General features: G+C 56.3%; 20 protein-coding genes. 11 read left to right on the top strand and 9 right to left on the bottom strand.

The window, feature by feature from the left end; translation table 11 throughout:
• Positions 1-17: 17 nt before the first annotated feature.
• Positions 18-1,493, bottom strand: coding sequence for an AlkA N-terminal domain-containing protein (locus AC6I8R_RS05920; protein ID WP_497832738.1), 1,476 nt, complete (start codon positions 1,491-1,493; stop codon positions 18-20).
• A 158-nt stretch (positions 1,494-1,651) separates the two neighbouring features.
• Here AC6I8R_RS05920 and AC6I8R_RS05925 point away from each other — a divergent pair, with 158 nt between their 5' ends.
• From AC6I8R_RS05925 to pnuC, 3 genes are all read left to right on the top strand, one after another.
• Complete coding sequence (locus AC6I8R_RS05925; RefSeq protein ID WP_021182426.1) at positions 1,652-2,137, top strand: methylated-DNA--[protein]-cysteine S-methyltransferase; 486 nt, start codon at positions 1,652-1,654, stop codon at positions 2,135-2,137.
• A gap of 157 nt (positions 2,138-2,294) precedes the next feature.
• Positions 2,295-3,356: a quinolinate synthase NadA gene (gene nadA / locus AC6I8R_RS05930; RefSeq protein WP_415173821.1), complete on the top strand. Its 1,062-nt coding sequence runs from the start codon at positions 2,295-2,297 to the stop codon at positions 3,354-3,356.
• Positions 3,357-3,386: 30 nt separating this feature from the next.
• The gene (pnuC, locus tag AC6I8R_RS05935; protein ID WP_021182428.1) at positions 3,387-4,106 is read left to right on the top strand and encodes a nicotinamide riboside transporter PnuC; all 720 of its coding nucleotides are present in this window, start codon (positions 3,387-3,389) and stop codon (positions 4,104-4,106) included.
• Here pnuC and zitB read toward each other — a convergent pair.
• From zitB to AC6I8R_RS05950, 3 genes are read right to left on the bottom strand one after another with little or no spacing between them, the layout of a single operon-like run.
• Positions 4,103-5,062: a CDF family zinc transporter ZitB gene (zitB, locus tag AC6I8R_RS05940; protein WP_415173820.1), complete on the bottom strand. Its 960-nt coding sequence runs from the start codon at positions 5,060-5,062 to the stop codon at positions 4,103-4,105. The genes pnuC and zitB overlap by 4 nt on opposite strands.
• On the bottom strand, positions 5,031-8,090 hold the full coding sequence (locus tag AC6I8R_RS05945; RefSeq protein ID WP_497832003.1) for an ATP-binding protein: 3,060 nt from the start codon (positions 8,088-8,090) through the stop codon (positions 5,031-5,033). Before AC6I8R_RS05945 ends, zitB begins: the two co-directional genes overlap by 32 nt.
• Positions 8,087-8,671 (bottom strand): response regulator transcription factor, encoded by a 585-nt coding sequence (locus tag AC6I8R_RS05950; protein ID WP_021182431.1) that lies wholly within the window; start codon positions 8,669-8,671, stop codon positions 8,087-8,089. The genes AC6I8R_RS05945 and AC6I8R_RS05950 overlap by 4 nt, the downstream gene beginning before the upstream one ends.
• A 120-nt stretch (positions 8,672-8,791) precedes the next feature.
• Here AC6I8R_RS05950 and AC6I8R_RS05955 point away from each other — a divergent pair, with 120 nt between their 5' ends.
• The 8 genes from AC6I8R_RS05955 to aroG all read left to right on the top strand — a co-directional run bounded on the left by AC6I8R_RS05955 (position 8,792) and on the right by aroG (position 16,166).
• A complete protein-coding gene (locus AC6I8R_RS05955; RefSeq protein ID WP_021182432.1) occupies positions 8,792-9,649 on the top strand; it encodes a MurR/RpiR family transcriptional regulator in 858 nt (285 codons plus the stop codon).
• Between the two features lie 133 nt (positions 9,650-9,782).
• The gene (locus AC6I8R_RS05960; protein ID WP_497832004.1) at positions 9,783-11,120 is read left to right on the top strand and encodes an aspartate aminotransferase family protein; all 1,338 of its coding nucleotides are present in this window, start codon (positions 9,783-9,785) and stop codon (positions 11,118-11,120) included.
• 2 nt (positions 11,121-11,122) lie between these two features.
• Positions 11,123-11,674: a carboxymuconolactone decarboxylase family protein gene (locus tag AC6I8R_RS05965; protein WP_208725033.1), complete on the top strand. Its 552-nt coding sequence runs from the start codon at positions 11,123-11,125 to the stop codon at positions 11,672-11,674.
• A gap of 137 nt (positions 11,675-11,811) precedes the next feature.
• Complete coding sequence (glnH, locus tag AC6I8R_RS05970; RefSeq protein ID WP_415173816.1) at positions 11,812-12,564, top strand: glutamine ABC transporter substrate-binding protein GlnH; 753 nt, start codon at positions 11,812-11,814, stop codon at positions 12,562-12,564.
• A 51-nt stretch (positions 12,565-12,615) separates the two neighbouring features.
• Entirely contained in the window at positions 12,616-13,272 is a 657-nt protein-coding gene (gene glnP / locus AC6I8R_RS05975; protein ID WP_208725035.1) for a glutamine ABC transporter permease GlnP, read from the top strand.
• Positions 13,273-13,274: 2 nt separating this feature from the next.
• Positions 13,275-13,997, top strand: coding sequence for a glutamine ABC transporter ATP-binding protein GlnQ (gene glnQ / locus AC6I8R_RS05980; protein WP_415173822.1), 723 nt, complete (start codon positions 13,275-13,277; stop codon positions 13,995-13,997).
• A gap of 21 nt (positions 13,998-14,018) precedes the next feature.
• The gene (locus tag AC6I8R_RS05985; protein ID WP_497832005.1) at positions 14,019-15,047 is read left to right on the top strand and encodes a C45 family autoproteolytic acyltransferase/hydrolase; all 1,029 of its coding nucleotides are present in this window, start codon (positions 14,019-14,021) and stop codon (positions 15,045-15,047) included.
• Positions 15,048-15,113: 66 nt separating this feature from the next.
• On the top strand, positions 15,114-16,166 hold the full coding sequence (aroG, locus tag AC6I8R_RS05990; RefSeq protein ID WP_021182438.1) for a 3-deoxy-7-phosphoheptulonate synthase AroG: 1,053 nt from the start codon (positions 15,114-15,116) through the stop codon (positions 16,164-16,166).
• Between the two features lie 797 nt (positions 16,167-16,963).
• Here aroG and gpmA read toward each other — a convergent pair.
• From gpmA to modF, 5 genes are all read right to left on the bottom strand, one after another.
• Positions 16,964-17,716 (bottom strand): 2,3-diphosphoglycerate-dependent phosphoglycerate mutase, encoded by a 753-nt coding sequence (gpmA, locus tag AC6I8R_RS05995; RefSeq protein ID WP_013508332.1) that lies wholly within the window; start codon positions 17,714-17,716, stop codon positions 16,964-16,966.
• Positions 17,717-17,862: 146 nt separating this feature from the next.
• Entirely contained in the window at positions 17,863-18,897 is a 1,035-nt protein-coding gene (gene galM / locus AC6I8R_RS06000) for a galactose-1-epimerase (protein WP_021182439.1), read from the bottom strand.
• Positions 18,891-20,039 carry a galactokinase gene (galK, locus tag AC6I8R_RS06005; RefSeq protein ID WP_497832006.1) on the bottom strand — a complete coding sequence of 383 codons (1,149 nt, stop codon included), beginning with the start codon at positions 20,037-20,039 and terminating at the stop codon, positions 18,891-18,893. Before galK ends, galM begins: the two co-directional genes overlap by 7 nt.
• On the bottom strand, positions 20,040-21,083 hold the full coding sequence (gene galT, locus AC6I8R_RS06010) for a galactose-1-phosphate uridylyltransferase (RefSeq protein ID WP_415173814.1): 1,044 nt from the start codon (positions 21,081-21,083) through the stop codon (positions 20,040-20,042).
• A gap of 246 nt (positions 21,084-21,329) precedes the next feature.
• On the bottom strand, positions 21,330-22,805 hold the full coding sequence (gene modF, locus AC6I8R_RS06015) for a molybdate ABC transporter ATP-binding protein ModF (protein WP_415173813.1): 1,476 nt from the start codon (positions 22,803-22,805) through the stop codon (positions 21,330-21,332).
• Positions 22,806-22,846: the final 41 nt, after the last annotated feature.

Consider the following 22,846-nt stretch of genomic DNA (forward strand, 5'->3'; position numbering starts at 1 on the left):
GCGCTCTTTTATGACCGTTACGAATCGTGCTTTTCTGCGCGATCAATCGCACCGCTACGCCAGATATGCAGCACCGCATAACTGCGCCACGGACGCCACACCTGCGACAGTTGTTCCGCTTCCTTCGCACTTACGCCGCCCAGATTGTTACGAATCGCGATATCCTCTTTGGGAAACGCATCCGGCCAGCGCAGCGCCCGCATCGCGATATAGCTGGCGGTCCACGGACCGACCCCTTTCAGCGCCAGCAATTGCTGCTGCACCACATCCGGATTTACCGCGCCATTAAAACGCAAGGAACCCGAGGCGCAGGACTGAGCCAGGGCGATGATCGCCAGGGAACGTGCGCTGACAATCCCAAGGCTGGCGATATCATCCTGGGTTGCAGCCGCCAGCGTTTCTGCGCTGGGAGAGAGGCGCGACAACTCAGGCCACGGCGTCATCATGGGCGCGCCAAAACGCTGTGCCACACGGCTACTCAACGTCGTCGCCGCCTTGACCGTCACCTGCTGACCGAGAATCGCCCGCACTCCCAACTCAAAACCATCAAACGCGCCTGGCACTCGCAGGCCGGGATACTTTGCCAGACTCGGTGCCAGTAACGGGTCCTGGGCTAACTGGTCGGCAATTCGCTGCGGTTGGGCATCCAAATCGAACAAATCGCGCAGGCGGCGTAGCAGGGCGGGCAACACCGGCGTCAGGCTGGTGGTGAATTGTACCTTCAGCGCCTGTTTCTCAGGATAGTGGCTGACGCGTACCCAACCCTGACAACCGCCCAGCGCCACGGTACGGTGATAGACGCCCTCTGACACCCATTCCACCTCCTTCATCACGCGCTGTTGCAGAAAATCGAGTATCGCCTCCCAGTCATAAGGCGGGCGATAACTCAGGCGGAGTTCCGCGCTCTCCTGCAACGGCGTGCCGGGGGCAGGGGAAGCCTGCTTACGCAGGCGGGATGGCGTCATACGGTAGCGGGCCTGGAACACATCATTGAATCGGCGCAGGCTGTTAAAACCGCTGGCATAGGCGATTTCCGTGATTGGCAGCGAGGTTTCAGTCAATAGCTGCTTCGCCAGCAACATGCGCCGGGTTTGCCGTAACTCGATCGGTGATACGCCCAGTTCCTGCTGCACTACGCGGCGCAACTGGCGCTCACTCAGACCAAACTCGCTGGCAATCTCCGCCAGCGTTTCCTGCTCTTCCAGCAGGCCTTCTTCAATGCGGCGGATCAACCGATCGGCGATACGATGGTGACTATCAACCGGGGCAAAACCGGGAGCCAGTTCCGGGCGGCACCGCAGACAGGGGCGAAAATGGGCCTTCTCTGCCGCTTCAGCGCTGGAAAAGAACAGGCAATTTTTCTGCATTGGGGCTTTAACCGGGCAGATCGGTCGACAATAGATGCCGGTTGATGTCACACCAACAAAAAACAAGCCGTCAAAACGGCTGTCGCGCGATGTCAGCGCCTGGTAAGCAATATCGGGATCAAACATCATCTTCTCCAGCAAATAAACCGCATCCTCGCGCAGCCTGGCGACGAAAACTCGCTGCTTTCGGACAGCTAACCAGTTTATCTGCATGACCGAAAACAGCCAGTTTATGGCAGCAAAAGTGCGATAATGCACCACAGATATCAAGCCGGAGGCGCACTATGTATCATGCAAAAATTATCGCTACCCCTGTGGGCGATCTCACCTTAATTGCCAGCAATAAAGGACTCTCGGCGATTTTGTGGGAGAACGAAGGGTCACAACGCGTGCCGCTCAAGCCGATCAGCCGTGATGACCAGCATCCGATCTTATGTGAAACCGAACGCCAGCTAGGCGAATACTTTGCCGGGCAGCGTCAGCAGTTTGACCTGCCCTATGACACCGTCGGCACTGAGTTTCAGAAAAAAGTCTGGCAGGCGTTGATCACCATTCCCTTTGGTGAAACCCGCAGCTATCGCCAGATCGCCGAGCAAATTGGTAATCCTAAAGCGGTGCGGGCCGTCGGTGCGGCCAACGGTAAGAATCCACTGTCGATTGTGGCACCTTGCCATCGGGTTATTGGCAGCAATGGCAAACTGACCGGATTTGCCGGTGGCTTGCCGGTCAAAGCCTTCCTGCTGGAACTGGAAGGGATGCCAAAACGCTAACCGCGTCACAGCCACTCTGCTTTGGGTAAAAAAAACACGACACGTTCGGTGAGATCCGCTATCTTGTTTAGCATATAAAACACGATGGCGGATTTTTTGCCATCTTAATCGCCCCTCAAGGCGATTTTGTTAAATTAAGAAAACCGAGAGCCGTGTCATGAGCCTGATGTTCGATCCTGAAAGCGCGATCTACCCCTTCCCGCCGAAACCGGCGCGTCTCAGCCAGGATGAAAAATCGTTTTATATCGAAGAAATCAAACGGTTACTAAAAGAACGCGATGCGGTGATGGTGGCGCATTATTACACCGATCCAGAAATTCAGGCTCTGGCGGAAGCCACCGGTGGCTGCGTAGCGGATTCGCTGGAAATGGCGCGTTTTGGTAGCACTCATCCGGCCTCCACTCTACTGGTGGCAGGGGTGCGTTTTATGGGCGAAACCGCGAAAATTCTCAGCCCGGAAAAAACCGTGCTGATGCCTACCTTGCAGGCGGAATGCTCGCTCGATCTGGGCTGTCCGATTGAGGAGTTCAACCGCTTTTGCGATGCGCACCCGGATCGTACCGTGGTGGTGTATGCCAACACCTCGGCAGCGGTTAAAGCCCGCGCCGATTGGGTTGTGACCTCCAGCATCGCGGTTGAACTGATTGAACATCTCGACAGCCTCGGTGAGAAAATCATCTGGGCACCGGATCGTCATCTGGGGCGCTACGTTACGCAGAAAACCGGCGCGGATGTGCTGTGCTGGCAGGGGGCCTGCATCGTACACGATGAATTCAAAACCCAGGCGCTGCAACGTATGAAGGCGCTCTATCCTGATGCCGCCGTGCTGGTCCACCCGGAATCCCCTCAGGCGATTGTCGATCTGGCCGATGCCGTCGGTTCTACCAGCCAGCTGATTCAGGCGGCGAAAAGCCTGCCGCATCCGCAGATGATCGTCGCCACTGACCGCGGCATCTTCTACAAAATGCAGCAGGCGGTACCGGAAAAGGAGCTACTGGAAGCACCGACTGCCGGAGAAGGGGCTACCTGTCGCAGCTGTGCGCATTGTCCGTGGATGGCAATGAACGGGTTGAAAGCGATTGCCGAAGGGTTAGCGCAGGGCGGCAGTGAGCACGAAATCCATGTCGATGATGGATTACGCGAAGCGGCGTTGCTGCCACTCAACCGCATGCTATCCTTTGCAGCGGAACTCAAACTCAAGGTGAAAGGGAACGCCTGACGCGCTGCACCTTTCAGACAGGTGCCCGTTATGGATTTCTTTAGCACGCAAAACATTCTGGTTCATATTCCTCTCGGCGTCGGCGGCTACGATCTTTCCTGGATCGAAGCGGTCGGCACTGTGGCTGGCCTGCTGTGTATCTGGCTGGCCAGTCTGGAAAAAATCATCAATTATTTCTTCGGCCTGATCAACGTCACCCTGTTTGCGGTGATCTTCTTCCAGATCCAGCTCTACGCCAGTTTGCTGCTGCAACTGTTTTTCTTTGTCGCCAATGTCTATGGCTGGTATGCCTGGAGTCGGCAAAATGAAGCGCAGGAAGCGGAGCTGAAAATTCGCTGGCTGCCGCTGCCAAAAGCGCTGGGCTGGGGGGCTGTATGCGTCATTGCCATCGCGCTGATGACCTTCTGGATTGACCCGGTGTTTGCCTTCCTGACCCGCAGCGCGGTAGGCATCATGCAGGGGCTGGGGTTGCAGGTGGTGATGCCGCAATTACAACCGGATGCCTTCCCGTTCTGGGATTCCAGCATGATGGTGTTGTCGATTGTGGCGATGATTCTGATGACGCGTAAATACGTGGAAAATTGGCTGCTGTGGGTGGTGATCAATGTCATCAGCGTGATGATTTTTGCCCGCCAGGGCGTCTATGCCATGTCGCTGGAGTACGCCATCCTGACGCTGATCGCGCTGAACGGTTCCCGTTTGTGGATCAAAAGCGCACGCGAACATGGCTCGCATGCGCTCTCCTCTTAATGATGTTGGTGCACATGACCGGCATGATGATGCGGGTCATGCTGCATACTCCCTGAGTCGAAGCACAATTCACAATCCGGCCCGCTACAGGGCTGGTACTCCATCTGCACCGTGGCGTGAGCGATCTGATAATGCTGGTGCAGGTAGCGATGAATGCGCACCAGCAGCGCGTCGTGGTCATAAGGCGGGATCACCTGTACATGCAGCGTCAGCACCGGTTTCTCGCCCACTTGCCATAAATGCACATGATGGACATTGCGCACTTCAGCGATATTCAGAGTCAGTTCGCGTTTGAGCTTATCAACATTGATATGACCGGGCGCGCCCTCCAGCAGTTCGTGCAAACTTTCACGCAGCAACGACCAGGCGCTGCGTACCACCAGCAGCGACACCAGCAGCGACAGAATCGGATCGATCGGCGTCCAGCCGGTGAACATAATGATCACCGCCGCGACAATAGCACCGACCGAACCCAGCAAATCCCCCAGCACATGCAGGGCGGCTGCACGCACGTTAAGGTTCTTCTCTTCGCTGCCATGATGCAGCAGCCAGAAGGAGAGCAAATTCGCCAGCAAACCGGCCACACCAATGGTCAGCATCAGGCCACCGGCGACCGGCTGCGGTTGATAAAAGCGCCGTAACGCCTCCCAGACAATCATCACGGTAATCACCAGCAAGGCAATCGCGTTGACAAAGGCAGCCAGCGTGGTGAGGCGCAACAAGCCAAAGGTATGACGCGCATTCGGTTTGCGTCGGGAAAATTGCACAGCCAGCAGCGCCATCAAGAGGGCGGCGGTATCGGTAAGCATATGACCAGCATCTGCCAGCAGGGCCAGCGAACCGGAGATCCAACCGCCAATCGCTTCGACCAACATAAACAAGGCGGTAATGCCAAAGGCCGCTGCGAGGCGGGTATGGTTGCCGTCAGGCGTGTTGTGAGAATGGGTGTGTGCCATAACTTTCCAGTTTTTTCAGTAACCTGTTCGTTAATGATATCAGTAAATTGAGTTGCTCTGGTTCCAGCCGTTGCTGTTTGGCGGCTTCTGCCAGTTGCTGACAATGGGACGCAACCTCGTCCATCCCCAGCAACAGCCAGCTGCCTTTCATCCGATGTGCGGCGCGCGCCAGTGCTGGCCAATCCTGCGCGGTGCTGGCGGTCAGCAGGGTGTCGCGGTCCTGTAGCATCGTGCGTTGCAACGTCTGACAAATGCGCGGAATCATGCTGGCGTTGTGCTGCGCAAGGATATGCAGGCTGTCGGATAGCTGCATCAGCGGGTCCTGGCTGGCGCGCGCCAGCAGGGGGGCAACATCGTTCAGCGTGATCGGTTTTACCAGCAGCGCTTCGTTGGGTTGGAGCGGCAGCTTGACCAGCTGCGCATCTGCGGAACAGATCACCCGCAACGCATTATCGCCACGTTGTCGCTGGCGGCGACGCAGGATCCGCAACAACGTGAGGCCATTGGGGCGCGGCATCATCTGGTCAATAAACAGCAGGTCAAAGGGCTGACGGGCATCCGCGCGCAGCAATGCGCGCCCCTCATCAAACACCTCGGCATGAATGGCAAAAAGCGCCAGTTGCTGCTGCATCACCAGCAAATTGGTGGGATGGTCGTCGACAATCGCCACGCGTAGCTGCGGATAGTGCGGCCAGGCGGCAGAATCGCTTTCAGTCTGACCGTCGACAAGGGTGAGCGGCAGCGTGACCTCAACGCGGGTGCCCGTCCCCGGTGCTGACGTTAACGTCAGGCTACCGCCCATGCGCTGCACAATCTCCCGGCAGATAAACAAGCCAAGACCGCTGCCCTGCACGGCGAGGGCTTTACCGGACGGTGCCTGATACCAGGGTTCAAATAACTGCGCCTGCTCCTCTTGCGGGATGCCGCTGCCGCTATCCGTCACCACCAACACGATGGCGTCATTGACCGCCAGCGTCAGGCGGATATCACCCTGACGGGTAAACTTCAGCGCGTTCGCCACCAGATTATTCACTACCTGTTGCAGGCGGTCGCCGTCCAGCAGTACCGTGCCGGGCAGACGAGTTAACGCCTCCACCACCAGCTGTGGGCCGGCATCCCGCATTAACGGATGGTAGAACTGCTGCTGCTGTTGCAGCCAGTGCGACAAATTCAACGGGCGCGGTGCCAGGCGAAAACTGTGGCTCTCGATGCGCGCGTGATCCTGCAAATCATTCAGCAATGCCATCAGCGAACGTGCGCTGCTGTGCATCAGCTCCAGCCGGGCGCTGGGATGTTGTTGTTGTTCCAGCTCCAGCAGGCCCAGAATCGCCTGCATTGGCGTACGAAGCTCATGGCTGGCGGTGGCAAGAAACTGACTTTTCGCGGCATTGGCCCGCTCGGCCTGCTCGCGTTGCAGACGTTCGCGCCGTTGTTGCAGGTAGCGGCGTATCAGCAGCACCAACAGCACCAGAATCGCGATACCCGCGGCAATCAACACCAGTAGCGGCACATTACGCATCGCCATGCTGGTGCCGGGCTGTGGCGGCACCGACCAGTTATCGCGCATCTGGTTGAGGGTTTCCGGCGGGATTTGCTGTAGCGCCCGATCCAGCAAGGCACGCAACACCGGTTGTTGATCGCTGATTTGCGGGGCCAGTGGCCAGGCAATATCACTGGCGGCAAACGCCAGATGGATGCGCTCACCATAATGGCTGGCGATGCGCCAACGTGCCGACAGCACATTATCCACCAGCGCATCGATTTGGTTGTTATTCAACGCCTGCCACAACTGGGCACGGTCGTCAAAAACCTGGACGTTAATTCCACCGGGCAGCATGCGTTGTGCCAGGTCGTCGCGCAAGATACCTACGCGTTGTCCCTGAAGCGCCTGCCAGTTCATGGGCTGGCGCGTCGACAGGGTGTAAATGCCCCAGATGGCACGCCATACCGGCAGCGTGGTGGTGCCGTCCAGCGCAGGCAGAACGCTGAGCATCACCTGTTGCTGCTGGAGCAAGGTGGTCGCCTGTTGTGGATTCGCCACCCAGTGCGGGGTGAAATGCAGGCCGGTGCTCTGGCTGAGTGCGTTGAGTAAATCAATAGCAAAACCCCGTGGGTTGCCATTGGCATCACGATAGCTCCAGGGGGCGTTATCAGCCTCAGCGGCATAGGGGATTTGCTGATGTTGCGTCAGCCACTGCTGCTCCGGCGCAGAAAGCATCAGCGTCTGCGTATCCTGATAACGCAGCAGTGGGGGACTCCAGCGCTGCTGAACCCGGTTGCTGAATTCGGCAGGCAGCAGACGCAGTTGCTGATTAAGCCACTGGATCAGGGCCGGATCGCGTGCCATCGCTCGCAGGGTGAGATCTCCGGCACCCGGGTCAGCGGTGATTTGGTAGATCTGCCCCTGCTGCAACTGACTGAGCAGAAATCCGGCGCTGGTTTGGTCGGCCACCAGGTAGTCGCTTTGCTGATTCAGCAGCGCATACAGCGCCTGAAGATCCCCCGGTAACGCAAACCAGCGATGCGCACGCACAAAATTTTCCGGCAGCTGCGCCAGCGTGGATTGGGCTACGGTGAGTTGCGCATTGTGGCTATTGAACATCACGGCGCGTTGATTTTCGCGGTTGCGGTAGATACGCACCGGGCTGGTGTACCAGCTATCGCTGAGGCGAATGTCGGGTGATAAGGAGGCGTGGTTGGTACTTAGCACCAAATCAACCTCACCGCGCGCCAGCGCGGCCAGTTGCTGGTCACGATCGGCATAGGTTTGCAACACGAAGTGGCTGCCGGTGAGCTGGCTGAGCGCGCTCAGATAGTCAGCGTCGACACCCCAAATCTGATCGCCGATGCGCATCACCCAGGGCGCGCTATTTTGCGCGGGGAGCGCCACGCGCAGGGGAGAGGACGACCACGGCGTGCTGTGTGGCGCAGGCATCATTGACGGCAGCATCACGCTGCTGGCGGGTTGTAAATCGGCCTGCGCCACGGTGCTGAAAAGCCAGGCCAGCAACAGAAGCAGACGTCTCACTGATGTGCTTTCCACAGTTCAGCCAGTTCAACCACCGAATGCACCCCGGTTTTCTCGAGGATGTTCTTCTTATGCGTGCTGACGGTTTTGTTGCTGATATGCAGTTGTTCAGCAATCTGCAAATTCGACAGGCCGCGAGCCAGCAGCGCAACAATCTGCTGCTCTTTTTCGGTCAGTGGTAAATCGATGCGTTCGGGCAAGGCTGGAAACGCCTGTTGCCCGCCCAGCACCGCGAGAATTGCACTCAGCAACTGCGCCATGCTCTGGCTTTTCACCACATAACCGGCAGCACCCAGCGAGGCGGCGCGCAGCAGGGTATGACGACTCTGCTCCGCTGAATAGATCAGTACCGGACAGTCGGGATGATGTATGCGCAGACGACGCAGCAGTTCCAGCCCGTCGCTGTCCGGTAAGCCAATATCAAGGATAACCAGGTCGATAGCTTGTTGTTGCAGCAATTGGCGCGCCTGGGCTTCGTCACCGGCGGCGTACAGTTGCAACGGAATCGGGGAGTTGACGCAGGCAGCACTCAGCGCGACTTCAACTAACGGGTGATCATCAATAAGCAGCAGCGCAGCCATAATCCTGTCCTGTCGTTTTCGTTGTTTTAGCATAACGGAAAAGCAGGGGAATATTCATTATCTCCCCGGCGTATGAGTGTTAACATCGTGCCGTTACCCTTTTTATGATGACGAAACGCGATGAATCTACGGGAAAATATTGTCAGTCAGTTCAGTTCACTCTCGCCAGAGTTACAGCGTGCCGCCGAATTTTCCCTGCAACATGCCAACAAACTGGTGGTGTTGTCGATGCGCGCTTTTGCCGCTGAAGGCGGCGTCAAACCTGCCACATTGCTGCGGCTGGCGCAGCGCCTTGGTTATCAAGGCTGGGGTGAACTGAAAAGCGCCATGATTGATGATCTGGGTTTGCGCAATGATACATATGTATCCAAAGCGGAAAAACTGATTGCGAAAGGCACCCAGCCAGCACTGTATGAAGAGGTTTTTCTGGCGCATCAGGCCAATCTGGCCTTTACCCAGACAGAAAACCAACAGGCAATGCAGCAGGCAGTCACCTTGCTGGATGAGGCGGAAAACGTCTATATCTGCGGTTTTCGTGCCAGCTTCCCCATCGCCTGGTCGCTGTTTTATGTCTACCGGCTGTTTAACCGTCAGGTGTCATTGATTGATGGTCTGGCGAGTAACATCGAAGTCTTTACCCGCGAGTTAAGTGGCAAAGATTGTGTGCTGTTGACCAGCTTCGCGCCTTATTCACGCGAATCGCTCGCTGTCCTGCACGCGGCAACTGAGGCCGGTGCGCGTATCATCGCCATTACCGATTCCCCGGTTTCCCCACTGGCACAGGCGGCAGATTGTACCCTGTTGTTCTCTATCGACAGTCCTTCCTTTTTCCCTTCGGTAGTGTCGGGTATGGGGTTAGCGGAATGCCTGCTGGCGATGCTGGTGGCGCGTCATGGACGCGAAGCGGTCAGCAAGATTGAGAGCGCGGAACGTTATCTGATTGATTCGGGAGCCTACGTAATTCCTGGCAAATCCTGACGGATGATCCATTTGTTCCTGTCATAAGAAAATGAAATGCATTTGTATCATATTTGCATTGACGTGATTCAAATGGATCATGCAAGATGCAATCAATATCGAGCACAAGCGTTTTCAGGAGCAGGAACAGAGCATGAGTCAGATCATTCACCGCAGCCTTCGTACCACGCCAGCCGTGGCGGTGAGCGCGCAGGGGGCTTACATCACCGATATTCATGGTAAGCGTTTTCTCGATGCCTGCGGGGGCGCGGCAGTTTCCTGCCTGGGGCATGGTCATCCCGAGGTGCTGGCCGCCATGCACCGCCAGATTGATCAACTGGCTTATGCGCACACCAGCTTTTTCACCAGTGAAACTGTTGAACAGTTGGCTGCGCAATTAACCCGCACTGCCCCTGGCGATCTGAATTATGCCTACTTCGTTTCTGGCGGCTCCGAAGCGGTTGAGACGGCGCTAAAACTGGCACGTCAGTATTTTGTTGAGATTGGTCAGCCTGAGCGCACCACCTTTATTGCCCGCAAGCAGAGTTATCACGGTAATACTCTTGGAGCGTTAGCGGTAGGGGGCAATGAGTGGCGTCGCCGTCAGTTTGCCCCTTTGTTAATGGATGTGGTTCGTGTGTCGGCATGCAATGAGTATCGCGATCGTCGCGACGATGAAAGCCAGCAGCAATATACCCAGCGTCTGTTGAAGGAACTGGAAGAAGCGATTCTGACCACCGGGCCGGAGAAAATCATCGGTTTCTGTGCGGAAACGGTGGTCGGTGCGACTACCGGCGCCACGCCGCCAACCCCCGGCTATTTTCAGGGGGTGCGCCGTTTATGCGACAAGTACGGCATCCTGTATATCGCCGACGAAGTGATGTGCGGCATGGGACGTACCGGCACCCTGCATGCTTTTGAGCAGGACGGCGTGGTACCGGATATTGTCACCATCGCCAAAGGCTTAGGTGGCGGTTATCAGCCGATTGGTGCGGTGCTGGCGAGCGAAAAAATTGTCGCGGCATTACAGGCGGGCAGTGGCTTGTTCCAGCATGGTCATACTTACATCTGTCACGCCACGGCGGCCGCAGCGGCATTGGCGGTACAGCAAGTTATTGAGCGCGACAACCTGCTGGCACAGGTACAGCAGCAGGGGGCATATCTGCAACAGGCGTTGCGTGAGGTGTTAGGTGAGTTACCGCATGTCGGAGACACGCGCGGGCGCGGTTTGTTCGCGGGCGTGGAACTGGTGCAGGATAAAGCCAGCAAGACCCCGTTCGATCCGGCACTGAAGCTGCATGCGGCAATCAAAGCGCAATGTATGGCGCGTGGTTTAATGGTGTATCCGATGGGCGGCACCCTCGACGGTCAATATGGCGATCATATCCTGATCGCACCACCGTTCATCGTCACCCGCCCACAACTGGATTTTGTGGTGGATACGCTGCATCAGGTGATTAGCGAAGAAACGCGCAAGCTAGCGGGGCGTTAATTATGAATCGTTTACCGCCGCTGGCTGAACAGCAATGGAGCGAAGAACAGCGTCAGTTGGCTGAAGAGATCATCAACGGACCGCGCGGTGCCTTGTTGCCACCGTTTGAACCGCTGTTACGCAGCCCGGAGCTGATGGCGCATGCACAACGTATGGGTGAATATCTGCGTTATCGCAGCGCGCTGGGTCAGCGCCTGTCGGAGCTGGCGATTCTGCTTACGGCGCGCCACTGGTCACAGCCGGTTGAGTGGGCGATTCACGCCCCTATCGCACGGGAGAAGGGGATCTCCGCCCACGCCGTGCAGGCGATTAACGAGCAACGCTTGCCTGAAGATTTACAGGATGATGAGTGGGTGCTGTATCACTTCTGCCAGCAGCTGCATCAACAGAAAAAAGTGAATGATGACACCTGGCAACAGGCCATCGCCCTGTGGGGTGAGAAAGGTGTGGTCGACCTGATCGGTATCAACGGTTATTACAGTTTTCTTTCCATGATAATGAATGGCGCACAGACGCCAGTACCCGACACCAGGGATTTTATTATCCCCGCATAAGTGGTTCACTCGAAAATAAGGGCAGGTATCGCGCCCTTATTCCCCGTGCTGAATAACATTGATGAATAATGGTAGCCAATATTTATTGTGCTGCGCGAATGCTACTGCCTGCTGTTTCACTGACGCTGAGGGTTATTATGTCTGCATTTTTTTCAAAATTAAAAGTCACGCTGGCACTCGTTGCCTGTTCGGCCAGTTTTGTTGCTACGGCCCAGGATAAATTGGTGGTGGGTGTGGATACCGCTTTTGTTCCGTTTGAATTTAAACAAGGCGATAAATATGTCGGTTTTGATATCGATTTATGGGATGCCATTGCACAGAAAATGCATGTCAGCTATGAATTACGTCCAATGGACTTCGGTGGTTTAATTCCGGGCTTGCAATCACGCAATCTGGATGTGGCAATGGCCGGGATTACCATCACCGATGCTCGCAAACAGGTGGTGGATTTCAGCGATGGTTATTATGACGCCGATTTATTAATGGCGGTTAAAAGCAGTGATAACACCATCACCAAATTCAGCGATTTGGCGGGTAAAAAAGTGGGCCTGAAACAGGGCACTGCGGCGGCCAGTTTTATGAAAGCCAAATATAAAGCGGATTACGTTGAGTTCCCGAATATCGACAACGCCTACCTTGATTTGCAGGCCGGTAATCTGGATGCCGTGGTGCACGATTCACCGAACGTACTCTATTACGTGAAAACTGCCGGTGATGGCAAAGTGAAATCTACCGGAGAAACCGACAGCATTCTGCCGCAGCAGTACGGTTTCGCAATGCAGAAAAACAGCAGCTGGACGCCAAAAGTTAATGCGGCGCTGAAAGCATTACGCGCCGACGGCACCTACAACAAAATCTACGTAAAGTGGTTTGATAAACAACCTAAATAATCCTGTCAGGCCGGTGAAAACCGGCCTGAGTTCAGCTGAATTGGTCGTGCTATGAATTTCGAAACCAAATATATATGGGAATCCCTGCCGCTGTTATTACAGGGATTACAATTGACGTTGATTATTTCCCTGACGGGATTGCTCGGTGGGTTTGTGATTGGCCTGCTGGCGGGAACCTGCCGTGCCCTGGGTGGCCGTATCACGAAAACGATATCATTAATTTTCGTTGAGCTGATCCGTGGTACACCTATTATGGTGCAGGTGATGTTTATTTACTTCGCATTGCCGATGGTGTTACCGATTCGTATCGATCCGGTGAGCGCCGCGATTGTCACCATTATTATTAACTCTGGTGCCTATATTGCGGAAATTACCCGTGGCGCCATTTTATCCATTAATAAAGGTTTTAAAGAGGCCAGCCTGGCGATGGGACTCTCCCAGCGCCGTACACTATGGTACGTGATCATGCCGCTGGCGTTACGTCGTATGATTCCGGCGCTGGGGAATCAATGGATTATCAGCATTAAAGACACCTCATTATTTATTGTCATTGGCGTGGCTGAATTAACGCGCCAGGGTCAGGAAATTATTGCGGGCAACTTCCGTGCACTGGAAGTCTGGACCGCGGTCGCGCTGATTTATCTGCTGGTGACGTTGTGCCTGAGTTTCCTGCTGAAGCAACTGGAGAAAAGGATCCATATTTTATGAGCATGGTTGAATTTAATGCGGTCTCCAAGCATTTTGGTGCGACTCAGGTGCTGCACGATATCAATTTAAAAATTGAAGCCGGGGAAGTGGTGGTGATCATCGGCCCATCGGGATCGGGCAAATCAACGCTGCTGCGTTGTATTAACAAGCTGGAAGAGATTTCTTCCGGCACCCTGCTGGTGGCAGGTATGCACATCACTGATCCCCACGCCAATGAGTGTGATATCCGCCGCGAAGCAGGGATGGTGTTCCAGCAGTTTCACCTGTTTCCGCATCTGACCGCGCTGGAGAACGTGATGTTTGGTCCGATTCGCGTACGTAAGCAGAGTAAAGCGGCGGCACGCGAACAGGCGCTGGCGCTACTGGATCGCGTCGGGCTGCGTGAACGTGCCAATCATTATCCCGCCGAATTGTCCGGCGGCCAGCAGCAGCGTGTCGCGATTGCCCGTGCGCTGGCGGTGAAGCCGAAAATGATGCTGTTTGACGAACCGACGTCGGCCCTCGACCCGGAGCTGCGCCATGAGGTGTTAAAGGTGATGCGCTCGCTGGCGGATGAAGGCATGACAATGGTGATCGTCACCCATGAGATCGGTTTTGCGCGTGATGTGGCATCGCGACTAATCTTTATTGATGGTGGCACCATTGCGGAAGATGGCCCGCCTGATATTCTGCTCAACGCCAGCAGCAATCCGCGTCTGAAAGAGTTTTTGCAGCACGTTTCCTGAATATAAGTGAATGATAACACCATGAAAAAAATCGCAATCAGTGGATCCGCATTTGCCGTCGGTAAGCAATTAGGTGAGTTTGGCCGTGATGCCTGGCATCAGAAGCTGACGCAAACCCGGCTGTGGCAAACGGTGATCGCCATGCAGGGATCGGCACAACTCCAGGCGATGCGCGCTGCGGTGATCGCGCAGTATCCGCTGATTTGGCAGGAGCTGGAAGGTATGGCGCAGGGGCTGGGCGTCCCGGTTGACGAGGTCCTCGCCTGGAACTGCCGTGGCGATCTGGTGCGTTCCACTTCGGACGGTTGTACCACCGTGGCGGGTAGTCGCGTGACTGGGGAGATTATCATCGCCCATAACGAGGATGGTTTCCCGCAGCTGCGCGAGGATTGCGCGCTGGTCAGCATCACGCCGGATGACGGGCTGGGGTTCACCAGCTTTGCCTATCCCGGTTCGATTCCCGGTCATACCTTTGCAGTTAACGAGAAGGGCATCGTCAACACGGTGAATAATATCCGTGCGCTGCACCGCCCGGCGGGTTTACCGCGTCAGGTGCTGGCCCGCGCGGCGTTAAATGCTGCCACATTGGACGAGGCGGTTCTGCAATTGACCACGCATACGCGTGCCGGGGCGTTTCACCATACCCTGGGACAGATGGGCGACCGTCGTGTATTCAGTGTGGAGGCCACCGGTTCGGGCTGTTCCGTGGTGCAGGTAACAAATGTGATGGGCCATGCCAATCACCTTATTCACCCGGTGATGGACGATGTTCAGCAGGTTATCACCGCCAGTTCAGCTTCACGCCAGGCAAGATTAAAAGGCTGGCAGGCCAGTCAGTCAGAACTGGACGAGGATGCGGCAAAAGCGATTTTATCGGACCAGCATGATGCTGAACTACCGATCTACCGTTTATCACCGCAGGACCCGGATGACGAAAACACCCTCGCCACGGCGGTATTTACCCTTAGTTCACAGCGGGTTGACTGGCAGGTCTTCACCCTGGATCGCCAGGTAGCAACTCTTCATGGAAGCGTCAGTTTACAGCGCTAGTCTGACGGGCTACAGTGGACGGGTTGCGTCCGGCGCGCGCCGGGCCAGAAATTGAATGGACTAAGTATGAATTACCAGAACGACGATTTAAGAATTAAAGAAATCAAAGAATTATTACCTCCTGTTGCGTTGTTTGAAAAATTCCCCGCGACCGATAGCGCAGCACAGACCGTCGCGAAAGCCCGCCAGGCTATTCACGGTATTCTGCATGGCGAAGATGACCGCCTGCTGGTGATCATCGGGCCGTGCTCGATTCATGACACTGCGGCGGCCAAAGAATATGCCGAACGTTTGCTGAAGTTGCGTGATGAGCTGAGTGGCGAGCTGGAAGTGGTAATGCGTGTCTACTTTGAGAAACCTCGTACCACCGTGGGTTGGAAAGGGCTGATCAACGATCCGTATATGGATGGCAGCTTCCAGATCAACGACGGCCTGCGTCTGGCGCGTAAACTGCTGGTGGATATTAATGATACCGGTCTGCCTGCGGCAGGCGAGTTCCTTGATATGATCACCCCGCAATACGTGGCGGATCTGATGAGCTGGGGCGCGATTGGTGCGCGTACCACCGAATCACAGGTACACCGCGAGCTGTCTTCCGGTCTTTCCTGTCCGGTAGGTTTCAAAAACGGCACCGATGGCACCATCAAAGTGGCGATTGACGCCATTGGTGCTGCCAGCGCGCCGCACTGCTTCCTGTCGGTCACCAAGTATGGTCATTCAGCGATTGTCGAAACCAGCGGCAACGAAGATTGTCATATCATTCTGCGTGGTGGCAAAGAGCCGAACTACAGCGCCCATCATGTGGCAGCGGTGAAAACCGGGCTGGAGAAAGCAGGTCTGACACCGCAGGTGATGATCGACTTTAGCCACGCCAACAGCAGCAAACAATTCCAGCGCCAGATGGTGGTGGCGGAAGATGTTGCGCAGCAGATTGCCGGTGGTGAGCGAGGTATTACCGGTGTGATGCTGGAGAGTAACCTGGTGGAAGGTAACCAGAGCCTCGACAGCGGTGAGCCGCTGGTCTACGGCAAAAGCGTGACCGATGCCTGTATTGGCTGGGAAGATACTGACAAAGTATTGCGTCAGTTGGCTCAGGCGGTTAAACAGCGTCGCGGTTAATTTCAGCCACGCTGAGTAAGTTTGGTTTGAACTGAGCATATTTCGTTCGCCACCTGCACTGGCAGATACATTTCGCCGGTGCGGCGACCGAGCAAAGGGGACCTGGCCGTCCCCTTTGCATTCCCCGGCCCTGCGCCAGCCTGCCTCGTCGCTTCGCGGTACCTTCACTCCCTCACGCTGCCGAAGGACCGGCGTCGATTCGCTCCTGCTCAACGCCACCTTTCGCCGCATCCATGCGGCTCATCCTGGCAGCGTTCCCTCGTTCAGCGAGTACGGATGGCGCCCACCCATCGCTGCATGACTTGTGCTTCGCTGTAATATCATCATTGCTGTCTGCGCGATAAATCGCGCCGCTACGTTACGTGCGGTCATTTGTAGCGGCGCGATTTATCGCGCAATTAAGAGAGCACAAAACTCAAAGGCGGTGGGGTGGGTGGCATCCGCAGCGCCGAGTGCAGAGTGAAGGCCAGGCCGAGCCGCATGGATGCGGCGAGAGAGCGGAATGAGCCATGGATGGCGAATCCGCGCGTGCCGTGCGGCCTGAGTGATAAGCGAGGGCACAGCGCGTAGCGCTGCGCGAGGACGGCGCATGGCGCGGATTGCAAAGGTGCGCGCCATCGCACCTTTGCCCGTCCGCCAGCACGGCAGTGCTGAAACTGCCCAAAGCCTGGCGGGCGGAACCCGCTCAGAGCCAAACCGCTGCTGTCAGCCGGAACCTTCTCGCTGTCAACGCGCTACTACCTACTACAAAAAAAAAGCCAGAGTTGCGTCTGGCCTTTTTACGTTTCAAGCGAAACTTACTTCGCTTTACCCTGGTTTGCCACGGCGGCTGCTTTCGCAGCGATCTCGTCGGCATCGCCCAGATAGTAACGTTTCAGCGGTTTGAAGTTCTCGTCGAACTCATACACCAGCGGCACGCCGGTTGGGATGTTCAGTTCGAGGATTTCGTCTTCGCTCAGGTTGTCGAGGTATTTCACCAGCGCACGCAGCGAGTTACCGTGTGCCGCAATGATCACTTTCTCACCGCTTTTGATGCGCGGCAGAATGCTGTCGTTCCAGTAAGGGATCACGCGTTCGATGGTCAGCGCCAGGCTTTCGGTGGTCGGCAGCTGGGCATCGGTCAGTGATGCATAACGCGGGTCGTGGCCCGGGAAACGCTCATCGCTGCGATCCAGTTCTGGCGGAGTAACCGCGAAGCCGCGACGCCACTGTTTCACCTGATCGTCGCCATATTTGGCAGCGGTTTCTGCTTTGTCCAGACCCTGCAACGCACCGTAGTGACGTTCGTTCAGACGCCAGCATTTTTCAACCGGCAGCCAGGCCTGGTCCAGCTCGTCCAGTACATTCCACAGGGTGTGGATGGCACGTTTCAGCACGGAGGTGTAGGCAAAATCGAATACGAAACCTTCTTTCTTCAGCAGCTGACCGGCTGCTTTGGCTTCGGTGCGACCCTTGTCGGACAGATCCACATCGTACCATCCGGTGAAGCGGTTTTCCTGATTCCACTGGCTTTCGCCGTGGCGCACCAGAACCAGCTTAGTTACGGCCATAGCTTAACTCCTTAATGCTTGATGTATTATAGAAACCGGCGGCGGCCACCTGATGAAGCGGCTCACTGATAGCGCCATACCATAGCGGAAAACATCGCACTGCGTAAGCCTGTCAGCGACGCAGTGCGCGTTTTTCATCCGGCGGGTCAGTGCGGGGTGAGGCGATAGCGCGTCACCGACTGCCAGCTGTCGCCGGGTTGCAACCAACAATCCGGTTGCGGCCACTCAGTATGGTTGGGCGAATCCGGTAAAAATTCACTCTCTAAGGCGATGCCCTGGAAAGCAGTATAGCTTCCCTGCTCGCGGGCGCGCGTTCCCTCCAGATAGTTGCCGGAGTAGAACTGAAGCGCCGGGGCAGCGGTAAATACGCTCAACTCCAGCTTACCGTCGGCCGACCACAGTCGGGCGGCGGGCTGGCTGCTGTCACCAGCGGTATTCAGCAGAAACGCATGGTCATAACCTTTTACCGCTTTCTGATCGTCATCGGCGAGGAAGTCATCGGCGACGGTTTTCGGCTGACGAAAATCGAAGCTGGTTCCCTCTACCGCTTTCAGCGGCGCATTGGGGATGCCTTCACTGTCGACCGGCAGATAACGGTCTGCCAGCAGTTGTAAGCGATGCTGGCGCGCATCGCCATGATGCGCGTCAAGGTTGAAGTAAGCATGGTTGGTGAGGTTGACCGGGCAGGGCTTATCGGTGCTCGCGACATAGCTGATCGACAGGCAATTGTCGTCATCAAGCTGATAACGCAGGTCAGCAATCAGATTGCCGGGGAATCCCTGATCGCCATCCGGCGAGTCGAGGCGATAATGCACCTCGGTTTCGCTCTGGCTGATGATCTGCCAGCGACGTTTATCAAATCCTTGCGGCCCGCCATGTAGCTGATGCGCGCCCTGATTGGCCACCAGTGCCAGATTCAGCGGCTTCAGCGTGGCGTTGGCGATACGGTTGGCATAACGGCCAACCGTGGCACCGAGATACGCATCCTGGTGCAGATAGTCGGATGGCGTGGCGCAACCGAGCAGCGCTTCACGCACGCTGCCATCCCGCATTGGCACGCGCGCCGACAGCCAGGTCGCGCCCCAGTCCATAAACGTCACCACCATACCGTTGTGATTACGTAACACGGTAATGCGCCACGGTTGTCCATCAGGTGCATGTGATTGCACATCATTTACCATTGGCCAGCTCCTTCAGAGGCTTTACACACGTAGAAGGTTTCTTTGATACCGGTTTGGGCTTCATACTGCCCGGCCACTGCCGCTTTCACCTGATCCACCAAATCAGTTGGCATCAGGGCCACAATGCAGCCGCCAAAGCCGCCACCGGTCATTCGCACACCGCCGCGCGGTCCGATCGCAGCTTTGACGATCTCCACCAACTGGTCAATCGGCGGCACGGTGATTTCAAAATCATCACGCATTGAGGCGTGTGATTCGGCCATCAGGACACCCATTCGCGTCAGATCGCCCGCTGCCAGCGCATCGGCGGCTTCCAGCGTGCGCGCATTCTCGGTAATCACATGACGGACACGTTTTGCCACCAGCGGATCGAGCTGATCTTCAGCCGCTTCGAATTCCGCCAGGGTGACATCGCGCAGCGCGGGTTTATTGAAGAAACGTGCACCGGTTTCACACTGCTCGCGACGGGTGTTGTATTCACTGCCCACCAGCGTCCGGCGGAAGTTGGAGTTGATGATCACCACTGCCACATCTGCCGGCATCGAAACGGCGCGGGTGCTGAGGCTACGACAATCCAGCAGCATGGCGTGATCCTGCTTACCCAGCGCCGAGATCAACTGATCCATGATGCCGCAGTTACAACCGACAAACTGGTTTTCCGCTTCCTGACCGTTCACGGCAATGGCTGCGCCGTCGAGCGGCAGTTGATACAACTGTTGAAACACGGTGCCCACCGCCACTTCCAGCGACGCCGAAGAACTCAGGCCCGCGCCCTGCGGCACGTTACCGCTGATCACCATATCCACGCCGCCAAAGCTGGCATCGCGTTTTTGCAGATGTTTCACCACGCCGCGCACATAATTGGCCCACATCGGTTCTTTTACCGGCTCAATCGGCGCATCCAGTGAGAAACTGTCTTGCTGGTTATCGTAATCCACCGCCACCACGCGCACCTGGCGGTCATCGCGTTTGGCACAGGCAATCACGGTTTGATAATCAATGGCGCAGGGCAGCACGAAACCATCATTATAGTCGGTGTGTTCACCAATCAGGTTAACGCGGCCAGGTGCCTGAATGCTGTGGCTCGGCTGATAACCAAATGTCTCGACGAACGTCTGTTGTGTAATGGATTTTAATGACATTTATTGCGCCTCGCGGAAATGGACATCGCTAACAGAACGCAGGCGTTCAGCCGCCTGTTCTGCCGTTAAATCACGTTGGGTTTCGGCCAGCATCTCGTAGCCAACCATAAATTTGCGCACCGTTGCTGAGCGCAGCAGCGGCGGATAGAAATGCGCGTGCAGTTGCCAGTGATCGTTGGCTTCACCGTTAAAAGGCGCGCCGTGCCAGCCCATTGAGTAGGGGAAGGAGCACTGGAACAGGTTGTCGTAGCGGCTGGTGAGCAGCTTGATCGCCAGCGCCAGATCTTTGCGTTGCGCCTCGGTCAGATCGGTGATGCGTTTCACCTGCGCTTTTGGCAGCAGCAGCGTTTCGAACGGCCATGCGGCCCACCAGGGCACCACCGCCAGCCAGTGGTCGGTTTCTACCACGGTACGGCTACCATCGTTCAGTTCACGCGCGGCGTAGTCCACCAGCATCGGTGTGCCTTTTTCGGCGTAATAGCGACGCTGGAGATGGTCTTCCCGCTGTGCCTCATTCGGCAAAAAGCTGTTTGCCCATACCTGACCGTGCGGATGGGGGTTAGAGCAGCCCATCGCCGCACCTTTGTTTTCAAACACTTGCACCCACGGATAGTGCTGACCGAGATCGGCGGTTTGTTCCTGCCAGGTACGTACGATCTCTTCCAGCGCGCTGAGCGGCAGTTCCGGCAGGGTTTTGCTGTGATCCGGCGAGAAGCAGATCACCCGGCTGGTGCCGCGCGCGCTTTCGCAACGCATCAGAATATCGTCGCTTTGCGGCGCATCAGGCGTGTCGGTCATCAGCGCGGCAAAGTCATTAGTGAAGACGTAAGTGCTTTTATAATCGGGATTTTTATCACCGGTGATGCGGGTATTACCGGCGCAGAGGAAGCAGTCGGGATCGTGTGCCGGCAATGTTTCCAGCGCCGGCGTTTCCTGTGCGCCCTGCCACGGACGCTTGGCGCGATGTGGCGAAACCAATACCCACTGATCGCTCAGCGGGTTATAACGGCGATGCGGATGATCGACCGGGTTAAATTTTTCCATGTTGGATCCTGGTAAACGACAAACAGATAAAAATGGCTGCGTTCAAAGTAGCATAAAGGTCAGACTGAAAGCGTGATCCAGTCTGGATAAATGGTATCGTTTACACAAGGTGACGATTCTCATTTTGTGGGGTTATCAGGCGTGTTTGCCGAATATGTGGGCAATGAAATGGTAACGGTTACATTGATGGTGTGATGCGCGATAAATCACGCCGCTACCGTAGCGGCACGATTTATCGCGGGGGTTTTAACGCAGCTTTTCTTGCTGATACCCATAGCCACCGCCATCCTGCGCGACAAAGCTCAGGCGATGGGTGATGCACTGTGGCGCATCTTCGGCGTGGTGGGAAACAAACAGCAACTGGGTACGACCTTCGCCAATCAGCACATCGACAAAGCGCCGCACCAGTTGACGGTTGATGGGATCCAGACCCTGCAACGGTTCATCCAGAATCAGCAGCGCCGGATGTTTCACCAGCGCACGCGCAATCAGCACCAGCCGCTGCTGGCCCCAGGAGAGGCTATGGAAGGGCGCATCGGCCAGCGCGTTATCCATCCCCAGTAACGCCAGCCACTGACGCGCCAGCGATTTTTGCCGATCCGACACCGCCTGATACAGTCCGATGGAATCAAAGAAGCCGGAGAGGATCACGGTACGCACATTGACGCTGACACGGTAATCAAGGTGCAGGCTGCTGCTGACGTAACCAATATGTTGTTTGATGTCCCAGATGGTCTCTCCGCTGCCGCGACGAATGCCGAACAGGGTTAAATCGTTGCTGTAGCCTTGCGGATGGTCACCGGTCACCAGGCTGAGCAGGGTGGATTTGCCTGCGCCATTGGGGCCGATAATCTGCCAGTGCTCACCGGGACTTACCTGCCAGCTCAGGCCGTTGATAATCGGCTTGTCGTTATATGACACCACACCGTTACGCAGAATCACCCGTGGCGCATCCTCCGCCAGCGGGGGAATTTGATCGGGAGCATCGGCTTCCGGCAGCGCCATACCGGACAGCTTTTCACTGTGCGCCAGTTGGGCGACCAGCGCTTCAGCCAGAATCGCCTGACGTTGGCCGACGTGGGTGAGGGTGCACTCCGCCAGTACGCCAACCTGATCGACAAAGTCGGGAATATCGTCAAAGCGGTTCAGCACCAGAACCACGGTGTAGCCATGCTGATGCAGATCGCTCAGGGTTTGTGCCAGGCTGGCACGGGACGCCACATCCAGACCATCAAAAGGTTCATCGAGGATCAGCAGGTCCGGTTGGGCCATCAGCGCCTGGCACAGCAGGGTTTTACGCGTTTCGCCGGTCGAGAGATATTTAAAACGACGATCCAACAGGTAGCTGATGCCAAACTGCTGCGCCAGCGCCTGACAGCGCGCGTCGTCTTTGACTTCATCCTGAATGATCTGCGCAGCCGTGCGACCGGTGTCATCCTCGCCTTCGCTGAGCATGTCGGTGTTGTTGCGTTCCCACTCTTCGGTCACCAGCTTTTGCAGCTGTTCGAGTGATAAGCGGGTCGGACGTTGAAAGCTATGCGTGACGCTGCCTTTGCCCGGCGGCAATTCACCGGACAACGCGCGGGCCAGTGAGGATTTGCCGCTACCGTTGGCACCGACAAACGCCCAGCTCTCACCGCTGTTAAGCGTTAAATCATTGAGGGACAGTACTCGGGTGTCGCTAAGACGAAACGTGCCTTGCGAAATTTGCAATGAAGCCATGATTTGTTCCATTTTATGCATCGTGTCACTCAGTTGTAGCG

The organism is Pantoea sp. X-Soil-OKNW-713 (assembly GCF_059730685.1).